We start from the raw sequence: 11924 nt of genomic DNA on the forward strand, positions 1-11924 counted from the left end.
TAGGCCGGCACGAGCGAAGCCTGCCAGTCATTGGCGTGGATCAGGTCTGCTGCCCAATCCTTGTCCAGCGTGCCCATCGCCAGCTCAGCGGCGGCCGAGGCAAAGCGCGCGAAACGGATGTCGTTATCGGGCCAGTCGCGCCCGGACTCGTCGCCATAGGGGTTGCCGGGCCGGTCGTAGAGTTGCGAGCACAACAGCACATAGACCGGCAGGCCGTCCTTGGTCGCGGCGCGGCCGAGCGAGCAGGCCGGCATCTCCGCGAACGCCGGACAGCGGCCAACGACCTGAATATGCGTGAGTTGTTCGATGATGTCGCGATAGCCGGGCAACATGATCCGGATGTCGGCGAAAGGACGAAGGGCTCGGGGGAGTGCAGCGGAAACGGCTCCAAGTCCGCCGACGCGGACAAAGTCGTCCATTTCTGTCGTAACGAACAAGACCCTCAAGAACTGCTGCCCTCTGCCGGAGCCCGATTGCTGCTATGCAAGAACGGGTCCAGTTGCCCTGGAATTCCCAAACCCGCCCGCGAGACGTGTCTGTTCGGTAAAGACTTTCCTACTCAGCGGCCGCCCTCTAGGGTCGGCGCACCAACAACAGAGAACTTCGATAAGTTCCTAAGTGACTCAAGGACGCAAGCAGGCATGCAGCTATCAGATAAGCATGAGGGGACCACGCCAAAGGCCTTCGCCGGCCTTAGGGTCCTGGATTTTTCGACCACCATCGCCGGTCCCCATTGTGCGCGGATGCTCGCCGACATGGGCGCCGAGGTCATCAAGATCGAGACCGACGGCGGCGAGACGATGCGGACCCGGCCGCCGCTGCGCAAGGGCTGCAGCACCGTGTTCGGCCAGCTCAACGTCGGCAAGAAGAGCGTCGTGCTCGACCTCAAGTCCGAGGACGGCAAGGAGGCGGTCCGCCGGCTGGCCGCGACTGCCGACATCCTGGTCGAGAACTTCCGCCCGGGCGTGATGCATCGGCTGCGGCTCGACTATGACAGAATACGCACGGTCAACCCGAAGTTGATCTACTGCTCGATCTCCGGCTACGGCCAGAGCGGCCCGTCGGCCGAGCTGCCGGCCTATGCGCCGGTGATCCATGCAGCCTCGGGCTACGACATGGCGCATCTCGCCTATCAGCCCGGCCGCAGCCGCCCGGATTATTGCGGCATCTACCATGCCGACGTCGTCACCGGCACCTACGGGTTCGGCGCGATCGCGTCGGCGCTCTACCAGCGCACCCTGACTGGGCTCGGCCAGCATATCGACGTTTCCATGCTGGAATCGATGCTGACGCTGACATTGATCGAGTTGCAGAACTCGCAGTTCACCGTGAAGCCGCCGCCGCGCCCGATGTTCGGGCCGACCGAGACGGCGAGCGGTTATGTCATGATCACGGTTGCCAGCGAGAAGACGTTTCAGGGACTGATGGGAGTGATCGGCCGCCCCGAATGGATCTCCGATCCGCGCTTCTCCACCTACGCCGCGCGTCGCGATCATTGGGCCGACTTGATGGACGGTGTCGAGGCCTGGTCGCGGCAGCTCTCGACCGATGTCTGTCTTGTCGCGTTAGGTGCGGCCGGCGTGCCGGCCTCGGCCTACCGCACTGTGTCCGAAGCACTGGCCGATCCGCAGCTCGCGCACCGAGAGGCGCTCTCGTCTGTCGAGGATGAAGGCGGCTCGTTCCAGGTCCTCAATCTGCCGTTCCGGATGACCGGTGCTGATACAACACCGGGCAAGACGATAGCCGTTCTTGGCGAGCACACGGACGGACTGCGCGCGGAGATCGGGCTCACCGACAATGCGCCAATTCCGTCAGGCAAAACAGCCGTGCAAGGCTGAGGGCAAGGCTGACGGCAAGTCTCACGGGAAGTCTGACGGATACCACGCTGTGGCAAGCAATGCGGCGTTGCGCGTGGCCGGCTTGCCATCATCCGTCAGCCTAAATTAGACAGGTCCGAGTTTGTCTCGTCCTGCCGCCCATGCCATGGTGGCGACGACAACAAAAATATCCGAGAGGACGCCAATGAAAAGTTTCAAGGTCGCCGATTTCAAGGCGCCGCTGCAGGAGTTCGACGAGGCCACGCCGCAACCGTCCGGCACGCAGGTGCTGATCAAGGTGAAGGCCGCCGGCGTCTGCCATAGCGACCTTCACATTTGGGAAGGCGGCTACGATCTCGGCCACGGCCGCAAGCCGCTCTCGCTGAAGGACCGCGGCATCAACCTGCCGCTGACCATGGGGCACGAGACGGTCGGCGAGGTGCTCGCCTTCGGCCCGGACGTGAAGTCGTCGGACCAGGGCGACGTGAAGATCGGCGATGTCGGGTTGGTCTATCCCTGGATCGGTTGCGGCAAATGCGCGACCTGTCTCGCCGGTGACGAGAACATGTGCCTGACGCCGCGCTCGCTCGGCGTCTATTGCGACGGCGGCTATTCCGACCACATGCTGGTGCCGCATCCGCGCTATTTGCTCAACCTCAAAGGCCTCGATCCCGCGTCGGCTGCACCCTACGCCTGCTCGGGCGTCACGACCTACAGCGCGCTGAAGAAGCTCGAGCAGCACTTCGACACGCCGATCGTGATGTTCGGCGCCGGCGGACTTGGCCTGATGGCACTGTCGCTGCTGAAGGCGATGGGCGGCAAGGGCGCGATCATGGTCGACATCGACGCGAAGAAACGCGAAGCGGCGGAGCAAGCCGGCGCGCTCGCGACCGTCGATCCCAAGGCGCCCGACGCGCTGGAGCAGCTTGCCAAGAAAGCCGGTGGTCCCATCCGCGCCGTGCTCGATCTCGTCGGAAACGCCGCCACCACGCAACTCGGCTTCGACTGCCTGACCAAGGGCGGCAAGCTCGTCCTCGTCGGCCTGTTCGGCGGCGGTGCGACCTGGGCGCTGCCGCTGATTCCGATCAAGGCGGTGACGATCCAGGGCAGCTATGTCGGCAATTTGCGCGAGACGCAGGAGCTGCTCGACCTCGTGCGAGCGAAGAACATAGCGCCGATCCCCGTGACGCGGCAGCCGCTCGCCAAGGCCAACGACGCGCTGGTGCAGCTGCAGCAGGGCGCGGTGGTTGGCCGCACGGTGCTGACGCCGTAACCAACGCTGCTAGTTTGTCGTCATGGTCGGGCTTGACCCGACCATCCACGTCTTGCCATGGAGTTGGTATCGAGGCGTGGATGCCCGGGACGATCCCGGGCATGACGTTGGAGAGAGTAGGAAACCGATGTCCGCAAATAACGCCTTCCACATTGCCGTGCTTGCCGGTGACGGCATCGGTCCCGAAGTCATGGCGCCGGCCATCGAAGTCCTGCGCAAGATCGAGACGAAATCCGGCCTGAGCTTTCGCTTCACCGAGGCGCCGGCGGGCGCCAATCATTATCTCGCCGCCGGCAAGTCGATGCCGGACACCACCATCAAGCTGTGCGAGGAGGCGGACGCGATCCTGCTCGGCGCCTGCGGCCTGCCGTCGGTGCGCTATCCTGACAACACCGAGATCGCGCCGCAGATCGAGCTGCGCTTCATCTTCGATCTCTATGCCGGTGTGCGCCCGGCGCGGCTCATTCCGGGCGTGCCGAGCCCGATCGTCGGCGCCGACCAGCGCGGCATCGATCTCGTCGTGATCAGGGAGTCCACCGAAGGCCTGTTCGCCTCGATGGGCAAGGGCGTCGTCACCCATGAGGAGGCGCGCGAGACCATGCTGATCACGCGCAAGACGTCCGAGCGCCTGTTCGAGTTCTCGTTTCGTCTCGCCGAGCGGCGCAAGGCGCGCGGCAAGCCCGGCGCGCTGGCCTGCGTCGACAAGGCGAACGTGTTCAAGGCCTTTGCGTTCTTCCGCGGCATCTTCGACGAGATCGCCAAGCGTCATCCGGAGGTGAAGACCGACCGGCTCTATGTCGACGCCTGCTCGGCGATGCTGGTGAAGCGTCCCTGGGATTTCGACGTGATGGTGATGGAGAACATGTTCGGCGACATCGTCTCCGACATCACCGCGAGCCTGATCGGCGGCCTGGGCATGGCGCCGTCGGCCGACATCGGCGACAAATACGCCGTGTTCCAGCCGTGCCACGGCACCGCGCCCGACATCATGGGGCAGGGCAAAGCCAATCCCACCGGGATGATCCTGTCGGCTGCAATGATGCTGGACTGGCTCGCCGACAAGCACGGCGTCGAAGGAGCGGCCGAGGCCGGCGAGACCATCGAGCGTGCGGTGGACAAGGTCTATGCCGACGGTCTCAAGCCGATGGAATTTGGTGGCCGCAACGGAACCGCCGACATCACGAAGGCGGTGCTTGCGGCGCTGTAGTCAAGGAAGAGAGGCCTCGCGGCCCCTCGCAATTCACCAGCGACGCCAGTGGCGGTGGCCGCCCCAGCCCCACGGACGGCCGCCGTAGAAGCGTCGCGGGCCGCCGTAAAAACCGTAGGCGCCGTAATAATTCGGACGCCAGAAGCAGCGACCCCAGGGGTTGCAGACCCAGCGCACCTGATCGACGTCGGCTGCCGGGCCGCTCGCGATACGGTCGGCCTGCGGAATGCCGTTCGGCATCGCTGCGAGTGCCTGTCCTGATGCGAGAGCGGCGCCGCCCAGGGCAGCCAGACCAACAACAGCAAATTTCAGTTTCATCGCAATCTCCCTCGTTTGATGGCGAGAGAACTTCCAGCAAATCAGCTGGTTGCTATGGTGTTGCGGGGCCGTGGGAATTTAATCTTCCTGAATGCATGTTCAGTTTGCCCGCCGTCATCGCGAAGAGCCAAGCAGGCAGAGGCACTCTGGATTGTTTCATTTTGCTCGCTGGCGACGGAATCACTGTCCTTGGAACTGCGGCTTGCGCTTCTCCATGAAGGCCTGCCGGCCCTCGCGAAAATCCACGCTGTCCATACAGGCCGTGCCGACCGCCCTGATCGCGTCCATGTCGCGCGCGCTTTCGTCCTTCAACACTTGCGCGATGGTGAGCTTGGCGGCCTTGATCGCGAGCGGCGCATTTTGCGAGATCGTCTCGGCGATGGCCATGGTCTCGCCCCAGAGCTGATCCTCCGGAAGCACGCGCTCGACCAACCCGATGCGCAGCGCTTCCGACGCATCGATGCGCATGCCCGTATACATCAGGAGCCGTGCCCAGGACGGGCCAACCAGCGACACCAAGTGCCGCAAGCCGTCATAGCCATAAGCGATGCCGAGCTTCGCCGCGGGAATGCCGAACTGGCTGCCATGGGAGGCGATGCGGATGTCGGCGAGCATCGCCACCTGCATGCCGCCGCCGAGACAAAAACCCTGGATGCAGGCAATCGTTGGCTTGGGATAATCGGCGAGCAGCGCGCGCTGGGCGGCGCTGCGTTTTGCGTATTCCTCGGAAGCGGCGGCGTTATGGCGCGTCTTCTCGAACTGGCTGATGTCGGCGCCCGACACGAATGCCTTGCCACCGCCGCCGCGCAGGATCACGACGCGCACGGCAGCGTCATCGCGTAAGGCGGTCAGCGCCTCGCCAAATCCCTCCCACATCTCCAGCGACATCGCGTTGCGCTTGTCGGGATTGTTGAACGTGATCACGCCGACGCCACTGGCTGTGTGCTTGAGGATCTTGCCGTCGGCGTAGGGAATTTCGGTCGTGCTGGACATGTCGGACATCGCGGGCGCTTTCGTTGGCGAGGCGCAATGTTCGGCCGGGGCGAGGCCAGGGTCAACCGCGACAACGGACCTGGCTTTGCAGCCGCCTGTGCCGCGATTGCATGGCGCGATCTATCTGGTCATGTGCGCGGTCAGCGGGTGGCTGCCGGCATTGCTGAAGAAGGCCGCCTCTTCGGCGGTCGCCTCCAGCAACTGCTCGTCCTGGTGATAGACGTCGTTGCGGAACTGGACGGTCTGGTCCTTGGTCATCCACGCCGTGAGGTAGATCCAGGCCACCGGCACCTTCTTCGCCATGGCGACGTCGAGATGCTGGCCGCTGGCGATCTCCGCGTCGATCGCGGCGCGGCTCCATTTCGGCTGGTCCTTCAGCAGCCAGGCGGCGAGATCGCGCACATTGTCGACGCGCGAGCAGCCGTGGGAATCGAAGCGGTAATCATCGCTGAACAGATTGCGCTGGTTGGTGTCGTGCATGTAGACCGAATAGGAATTCGGCATGTCGATCTTGACCGCGCCGAGCGCGTTGAACGTGCCGTTGTGCTGGCGCACGGTGAAATTCGGCGTATGGGTGCCCGACCAGTCAACCGAATTCGGGTCGATCGGATTGTCGTGGGCGTCGAGCACCTCCATGTGCATGCGCGACAGATAGCTGGGATCCTTGCGCATATGCGCGGAGATCTCGGTCTTGGCGATCGAGGAGGGCACCGTCCAGGTCGGATTGAGGACGACGCTGCTGATCTGGGCCGTCAGCGTCGGCGAGGGCTTTTCGGTCTTGCCGACGATCACGCGATAGCGCCTTACCACGACGTCGTTCTCGACCGCTTCGGCAAAGGCGGCGGGGATGTTGACCACGACATAGCGCTGGCCGAAGCCGAAATTCATGTTCTCGAGCCGCTGCAGCGAAGCCTCCAGCTGCCGGATGCGCTTCTGCACCGGCACGTTCATCGCCGCGATCGTGCGCGGCGTCATCGTTCCGGTCGGCGCGAGGCCGTGGCGGGCCTGGAAGCGTTTCACGGCGTCGGCGAGATCCTGGTCGAAGGCGCCGCTCGCCTTGTCGGCGGAAAGATCGCCGGAGACGATCAGCCGCTTGCGCAGGAGATCGTCATTGGCGCCCTGGGCGCCGGGCGCGAATTTGGCGTCCGCCGGGATCGTCGGCCAGCCGCCGCGCACGGCCAGATCGGAATAGCTCAGCGCCGCATCCTTGATGCGCTGGGCGGAGCCTTCGTCATAGGTCGGCTCATGCGTCAGCGCGAGCGCTGCGGCCGAACGGCTCTCCGCCGTAGATGCGGCCGCCGGCGCGGCGGTTTTCGGTGCGGCTGCGTGGGCCGGATTGGCGATGGCCGGCACCGTGCCAGCCGCAGTCGCCGGCTTGGGCCCGGCCTGTCCAATGGTCTCGGTCTGAGCAAGCGCAGAGGCGCTCGCAAGCATGCCGACGGCAATGATTATCGCATGGCGCTTCGACATGTGTCCCATCTTCCCTATGAGAGCGAGGCCCGGACAGGCGCTCGCATCGGCAATTCCCGGTTCGTCGGGCTGATTCGAGAAATCGGCGGGAGGCTAGCGCCTCCCGGTTGCGGCTCCCTTAAGCACGGCGCATCGCGAGCCCCATGCGCAAGGCACGCGGTCTCTGGATTGGGTCGCGAGAGGGCCGGAATGGGTTCGCGCAAACCGCGGGCGACGGCGGGAAAAATGGTCAACAAAAAGGGGCGGTCATGCCGCCCCGAGAAGTCCGCGCGAGCGCGCGGCCGGAGATATCTCGTCCGGATCTCGTCCAATCCAGCCGCGCCCCGTGGCGCGGCGGATTGAACATCGGGCAGAAAGGCACGAATGCCGATCGGCTCAGGCTTCGTTCGCCGCGATCGATTCCATCAGCGAGACGAGCTGACGCTGCACCGTCTGGTCCTTGATCTTGCTGTAGGCGCGCAGCAGGCGGAGGCTGAAGGCCGAGTCCAGGAAGAGCAGGCTCTCGACTTCGCGCGCCTTGTTGTCGCCGTCATAGAAGAAGGTCACGGGCACATCGAGGGCGGTGGCGATCTGCTGAAGCCGGGCCGCGCCGACGCGATTGACGCCCTTCTCGTACTTCTGGACCTGCTGGAAACTGACGCCGAGCTTCTCGCCGAGCTCGGCCTGCGAGACCTTCATCTCGACGCGCCGTAGACGGATTCGCTTGCCCAGCTCAATGTCCGGCTTGCCGGCACTGCGCTGCTTCATTCTCTTCGCCGCTGTCTTCATCTTTTTTCTCATCGGTCTTCGGTTGAAAACCCCCCGAAGAGCTGGGTCAGGGGTTCGCCCATATACTCGTCCTTGAATTCATGCGGGTGCACGAACTCTTCCTTAAACCACGGGAAACGCGCCGGATTGAAGGCTTCGATCAGCCAGTCAATCATGTGTCGTACGCGCGGAATCCGGCCGCTACCGGGATGGTAGGACAACCAGATATCCAGCGGTCTGTTCAGCTCGACCTCCAGTGGAATCAACTTCCCGCCAAGCGCAATGGCGTAGCTCGGAAACACGCCGATTCCGGCGCCATTCGCGACCGCCCAGTAGTTGGCGCTCGAGACGTTGGTCTTCATGACCAGAAGGTCACGTTCCGGAACGCCGGGGAAGAAGCTCTCGAAAGTTTGCTTGGCAGCAAGCTGGTCGGCGAACTGCAGCACCAGGCGGTGCTTGATCAACTCCATCGCCGAGCGCGGCGCGCCATGTTTCGAAATGTATTTCTCGGAGGCCCAGAACATCAGATGCATGCGGCCGAGCCGCACCAGCTTGACGTCGAGCGCCGAAGGCCGCGACAGGTGAATGGCGACGTCGGCCTCATGGCGGGAGACGTCGGCCGAACGCATCGCGCAATGCAGATCGACCAGGATCTTCGGATAGGTCTGCTGGAATTCGACCAGTCGCGGGGCGAGCCAGAATGTGCCAAGTCCCTCGGTGACGGCGACGCGGACCTCGCCGGACAGGGCGTTCGCCGTCGAATCGCTGGTGCGCAGCACGTCGAAGGCAGCCGCCTCCATTTGCTCGACGGCGGAGACCACCAGCGCGCCTTCGTCGGTCAGACGGGTGCCGTGGACGTCGCGGGTGAACAACGTGGTGCCGGTCTGGCGTTCGAAATCATCGATCCGGCGGCGAACGGCGTTGATCGACAGCGACAGGCGCTCGGCCGCCGAGCGGAAACTTCCGCATCGGACAACTTCCAGGAAAATGCGCGCCGCATCCCAGTCCGAGAGGCCGCTGACGTTTGTCTTTGGGCGTTCCTCCAGAGGAACGCCCCTTTCCGCCAAGGAGTGCATACAAGTCCCTTCGGGTCGCTAAACTGGCAGAATCTCGGGCAAACCACAACCACGGCGGGTTGGGGAACGACGAGTTTTGAACGTCATCCTTACTACGCCGCAGGTGGTATTCGGGTGCTGCCAAGCCTAGGAACAAGGGCTAGGAATCGGGCAAACCATCGCCCGTATGAGGGGTGTGGCGTGAGTTCCGTTGTGAGCCGTGACTTGCCTGCGGGATTGTCGGCATTGTCCGCAATGAACGTCCTTGCGCGAGAGCAGGTGCCTTCCGCGGTGGATCAATTGCAGCACGCCAGGCGTTTTACGAGCGAGCGTTTTACGATCGAGCGCTTTACGACTGAGCGTTTCGACGGCCGGCGGCGCGACGCGATACGCGCCGGAACCGCGGTTTCAAGGCAGAAACACACTGAAATCATGTTCGGGGGCGTAGCGGCCTCGTGTTATCCTCGACGCTCCATGGGGGCCAAAGGGGTCGTCACAACCACGTCTCACAGGCCGAATTAGCGGAAAGAACGCCGTGTCGCATTCAGACGAACAGTTGCAGTCGGTGCTGGAAACGCTCGAAGAGTGCCGCAGGGTGCTCAACGAGAGCAATAGCCGTGAGTCGGCCGAGCTGCTGTCCATTGTCATCCTGGACGTGCGGATGAAGCTCAAAGGAATTGACAGTGCCGATCTCAAGGCGCTGTGCGACGAAATGCTGCGGACGGCCACGAACGAACCGCAGCCCCCTTCCAAGCAGACGCAGGACCAGCCCCGGCGTCCGCTGCTCCGCGTGGTGAAGTAGCCGCGCCGCCGAGTTTCGCTTTTTGGCGAGATTTGTGCGTGTCCCGGTGCCGCATCTGTGATCACAGACGGCATCGGGAGGAGCCCTGGTTTTGTGCGCCTCTGTTGCGCATTCGCTGGCATCGGCTACACCAGAGCCGGTTCGGCTCCGGGCCGCGCGCATTCCCCGCGCGCCGCATCGGCGCCAGAGATGGTTCCGACTGCATCATGCAAAATGTTTCGATCCCGGCGGCGCTGATTGCCGGCCTCGTCAGCTTCCTCTCCCCGTGCGTCCTGCCGCTGGTCCCGCCCTACCTGATCTATCTGACGGGCGCGACGATCGAGCATGTCGAAAGCGAAGAGCCCGCATCGGCCTCCAAACGCGCCATCATGATGTCGGCACTCCTGTTCGTGCTCGGCTTCTCCACGGTGTTCGTGGCGCTCGGCGCCAGCGCCTCGCTGATCGGGGCGCTGATCCGGGCCTGGTCGGCCGAACTCTCGATCCTCGCCGGCATCGTCATCATCGTCATGGGCCTGCACTTCCTCGGCCTGACGCGCATCGGCCTGTTGATGCGCGAGGGACGCTTGACCGCGCCCAAGCCCGTCGGCCTCTGGGGCGCTTATGTGATGGGGCTGGCCTTTGCCTTTGGCTGGACACCTTGTATCGGCCCGATCCTCGCCGCGATCCTCTCGGTCGCCGCCGCCGAAGCGACAGTGACGAGAGGCGCCGGCCTGCTCGCGGTCTATTCGGCCGGGCTCGGCATTCCCTTCCTGATCGCTGCCCTGATGATCGAGCAGTTTTCCACCCTGTTCGCGCGCATGAAGGGCCATCTCGTCAATGTCGAGCGTGCCATGGGCGTCCTGATGGTGATCACCGGTATTGGATTCCTCACCGGCGCGGTCTCGAACGTGAGCATCTGGCTGCTGGAGACGTTTCCGACGTTGCAGACGATCGGTTAGGCCTCCGCATCAAAGCGCGCTAGCGCGGCGCGGTCGATCTCGATACCGAGGCCCGGCCCCTCGGGCACCCGCACGACGCCGCTCGCATGCTCGATCGGGTCCTGCAAAATCGCCTGCCGGATCGGATGTTCAGTGCGGTCGAATTCCAGCATCGGCTCGAGCGGTGACAGCGAAGTCGGCGTTTGCGAGGGCAGCACCGCGAGGAGCTGGAGCGAGGCGGCGATCGCAATCCCGGTGCCCCAGACGTGCGGATTGTAGCGGATGCCGAACGCCTCACTCATGTCGGCGATCTTCTTGCATTCACTCAAACCACCCGCCGCGCAGGTGTCGGGCTGGGCGATGTCGAGCGCGTGCGAGACGAACAGCTCGCGGAAGCCGAAGCGCGTGAATTCGCACTCGCCGCCGGCGACCGGAATCGTGAGCGCGGATTTCACCGCGCGATAGCCCGCGACATCCTCCGGCGGCACCGGCTCCTCAAACCATCCGATGTCATGGCGCTCGATCAGGCGGCCGAGCCGGATCGCCGCGACCGCGTCATAGGCGTGGTTCGCATCGACCATCAGCGCGACATCGGGGCCGATCGCCTCGCGCACCGCGCGGGTGATTGCGGCATCTTCGGCGATGCCGAAACCGACCTTCAACTTCACGGCACGGAATCCCTCGGCGGCATAACCCGCCGCTTCCTCCGACAGATAGGTCAGCGGATCGCCTGACTTGCGCCGGTAGAGACCGGTTGCGTAGGCGGCAACCTGCTTGCGCGCGGCGCCGCCGAGAAGCTGATGCACGGGTACGCCAAAATGCTTGCCCTTGATGTCCCATAGCGCGATGTCGATGCCGCTCATTCCCTGGATCACGACGCCCTTCTGGCCGTGATCGCGCAAGCGCGCGTAGACCATCTGCCATAGCACGTCGGTGCCCAACGGATCCTCGCCGATCAGCCATGGTTCGATGCTGCGAACTACCGCCGCCGTCATGCGTGCCGGACCGTAGCATTCGCCCCATCCGATAAGACCATTGTCGGTCTCGATCTCGACCAGCATTGCGGTGCGCGTGTCGTACCAGGCGCGCGAATAGGCAAAGGGCTGCGACAGCTTTGCTTCGAGAATGTGCGTGCGAACCCTAGTGATCTTCATTGCCGGCCTCCGTTCATCGCGCCTCGTCCAGCGCGCAAATCACCGTGCAGACCACGCCGCGGGGCAGGAAGTCGACCGTTGCCTCGCCGCCGAGCTGGTCGCGCGCGCTGCGCTCGATCAGGCGCGAGCCGAAGCCGCGTTGCACCGGCGCCGTCACCGGCGGTCCGCCGA

12 protein-coding genes and 1 pseudogene are annotated in these 11924 nt (G+C 64.1%); 5 read left to right on the forward strand and 8 right to left on the reverse strand.

The genetic code is table 11. From position 1 onward, the window contains the following. The coding region (locus IVB32_RS33860) for a glycogen/starch synthase (RefSeq protein WP_247412816.1) at positions 1 to 419 on the reverse strand (419 nt) is incomplete at its 3' end. A 222-nt stretch (positions 420 to 641) separates the two neighbouring features. On the opposite strand from IVB32_RS33860, the gene IVB32_RS33865 reads away from it, so the two are divergent. From IVB32_RS33865 to IVB32_RS33875, 3 genes are all read left to right on the forward strand, one after another. After that, positions 642 to 1838 carry a CoA transferase gene (locus IVB32_RS33865; RefSeq protein ID WP_085352108.1) on the forward strand — a complete coding sequence of 399 codons (1197 nt, stop codon included), beginning with the start codon at positions 642 to 644 and terminating at the stop codon, positions 1836 to 1838. 184 nt (positions 1839 to 2022) lie between these two features. After that, complete coding sequence (locus tag IVB32_RS33870; protein ID WP_018457117.1) at positions 2023 to 3090, forward strand: alcohol dehydrogenase; 1068 nt, start codon at positions 2023 to 2025, stop codon at positions 3088 to 3090. Positions 3091 to 3217: 127 nt separating this feature from the next. After that, positions 3218 to 4297: an isocitrate/isopropylmalate dehydrogenase family protein gene (locus IVB32_RS33875; RefSeq protein WP_085362255.1), complete on the forward strand. Its 1080-nt coding sequence runs from the start codon at positions 3218 to 3220 to the stop codon at positions 4295 to 4297. Between the two features lie 33 nt (positions 4298 to 4330). Here the strand turns inward: IVB32_RS33875 and IVB32_RS33880 are convergent, their stop codons facing one another. From IVB32_RS33880 to IVB32_RS33900, 5 genes are all read right to left on the reverse strand, one after another. Continuing rightward, positions 4331 to 4615 carry a hypothetical protein gene (locus IVB32_RS33880; RefSeq protein ID WP_085352111.1) on the reverse strand — a complete coding sequence of 95 codons (285 nt, stop codon included), beginning with the start codon at positions 4613 to 4615 and terminating at the stop codon, positions 4331 to 4333. 180 nt (positions 4616 to 4795) lie between these two features. After that, a complete protein-coding gene (locus tag IVB32_RS33885; protein ID WP_018457114.1) occupies positions 4796 to 5617 on the reverse strand; it encodes an enoyl-CoA hydratase in 822 nt (273 codons plus the stop codon). A 111-nt stretch (positions 5618 to 5728) separates the two neighbouring features. Continuing rightward, a complete protein-coding gene (locus IVB32_RS33890; RefSeq protein WP_247300290.1) occupies positions 5729 to 7078 on the reverse strand; it encodes a L,D-transpeptidase family protein in 1350 nt (449 codons plus the stop codon). A 375-nt stretch (positions 7079 to 7453) separates the two neighbouring features. Then, on the reverse strand, positions 7454 to 7825 hold the full coding sequence (locus IVB32_RS33895) for a helix-turn-helix transcriptional regulator (protein WP_026233304.1): 372 nt from the start codon (positions 7823 to 7825) through the stop codon (positions 7454 to 7456). Positions 7826 to 7854: 29 nt separating this feature from the next. Further along, positions 7855 to 8901 carry a LysR family transcriptional regulator gene (locus tag IVB32_RS33900; protein ID WP_231188740.1) on the reverse strand — a complete coding sequence of 349 codons (1047 nt, stop codon included), beginning with the start codon at positions 8899 to 8901 and terminating at the stop codon, positions 7855 to 7857. A 514-nt stretch (positions 8902 to 9415) separates the two neighbouring features. Between IVB32_RS33900 and IVB32_RS33905 the strand changes: the two genes are divergently transcribed. Beyond that, entirely contained in the window at positions 9416 to 9682 is a 267-nt protein-coding gene (locus IVB32_RS33905; RefSeq protein ID WP_007593979.1) for a hypothetical protein, read from the forward strand. 206 nt (positions 9683 to 9888) lie between these two features. Next, a complete protein-coding gene (locus IVB32_RS33910) occupies positions 9889 to 10620 on the forward strand; it encodes a cytochrome c biogenesis protein CcdA (protein WP_204510575.1) in 732 nt (243 codons plus the stop codon). Here the strand turns inward: IVB32_RS33910 and IVB32_RS33915 are convergent. Next, positions 10617 to 11753, reverse strand: coding sequence for a mandelate racemase/muconate lactonizing enzyme family protein (locus IVB32_RS33915; protein ID WP_247300288.1), 1137 nt, complete (start codon positions 11751 to 11753; stop codon positions 10617 to 10619). The genes IVB32_RS33910 and IVB32_RS33915 overlap by 4 nt on opposite strands. Positions 11754 to 11766: 13 nt before the next feature. Beyond that, positions 11767 to 11924: pseudogene (locus tag IVB32_RS33920) on the reverse strand (sensor histidine kinase); the annotation flags it as partial.

The organism is Bradyrhizobium sp. 23 (assembly GCF_023073295.1).
GTDB classification, from domain to species: domain Bacteria; phylum Pseudomonadota; class Alphaproteobacteria; order Rhizobiales; family Xanthobacteraceae; genus Bradyrhizobium; species Bradyrhizobium canariense_D.

Bases quoted from the DNA above. Each gene is read 5' to 3' on its own strand.
- IVB32_RS33865 (WP_085352108.1), top strand. From the start codon at position 642: ATGCAGCTATCAGATAAGCATGAGGGGACCACGCCAAAGGCCTTCGCC.
- IVB32_RS33870 (WP_018457117.1), top strand. From the start codon at position 2,023: ATGAAAAGTTTCAAGGTCGCCGATTTCAAGGCGCCGCTGCAGGAGTTC.
- IVB32_RS33875 (WP_085362255.1), top strand. From the start codon at position 3,218: ATGTCCGCAAATAACGCCTTCCACATTGCCGTGCTTGCCGGTGACGGC.
- IVB32_RS33880 (WP_085352111.1), bottom strand. From the start codon at position 4,615: ATGAAACTGAAATTTGCTGTTGTTGGTCTGGCTGCCCTGGGCGGCGCC.
- IVB32_RS33885 (WP_018457114.1), bottom strand. From the start codon at position 5,617: ATGTCCGACATGTCCAGCACGACCGAAATTCCCTACGCCGACGGCAAG.
- IVB32_RS33890 (WP_247300290.1), bottom strand. From the start codon at position 7,078: ATGTCGAAGCGCCATGCGATAATCATTGCCGTCGGCATGCTTGCGAGC.
- IVB32_RS33895 (WP_026233304.1), bottom strand. From the start codon at position 7,825: ATGAAGCAGCGCAGTGCCGGCAAGCCGGACATTGAGCTGGGCAAGCGA.
- IVB32_RS33900 (WP_231188740.1), bottom strand. From the start codon at position 8,901: ATGCACTCCTTGGCGGAAAGGGGCGTTCCTCTGGAGGAACGCCCAAAG.
- IVB32_RS33910 (WP_204510575.1), top strand. From the start codon at position 9,889: ATGCAAAATGTTTCGATCCCGGCGGCGCTGATTGCCGGCCTCGTCAGC.
- IVB32_RS33915 (WP_247300288.1), bottom strand. From the start codon at position 11,753: ATGAAGATCACTAGGGTTCGCACGCACATTCTCGAAGCAAAGCTGTCG.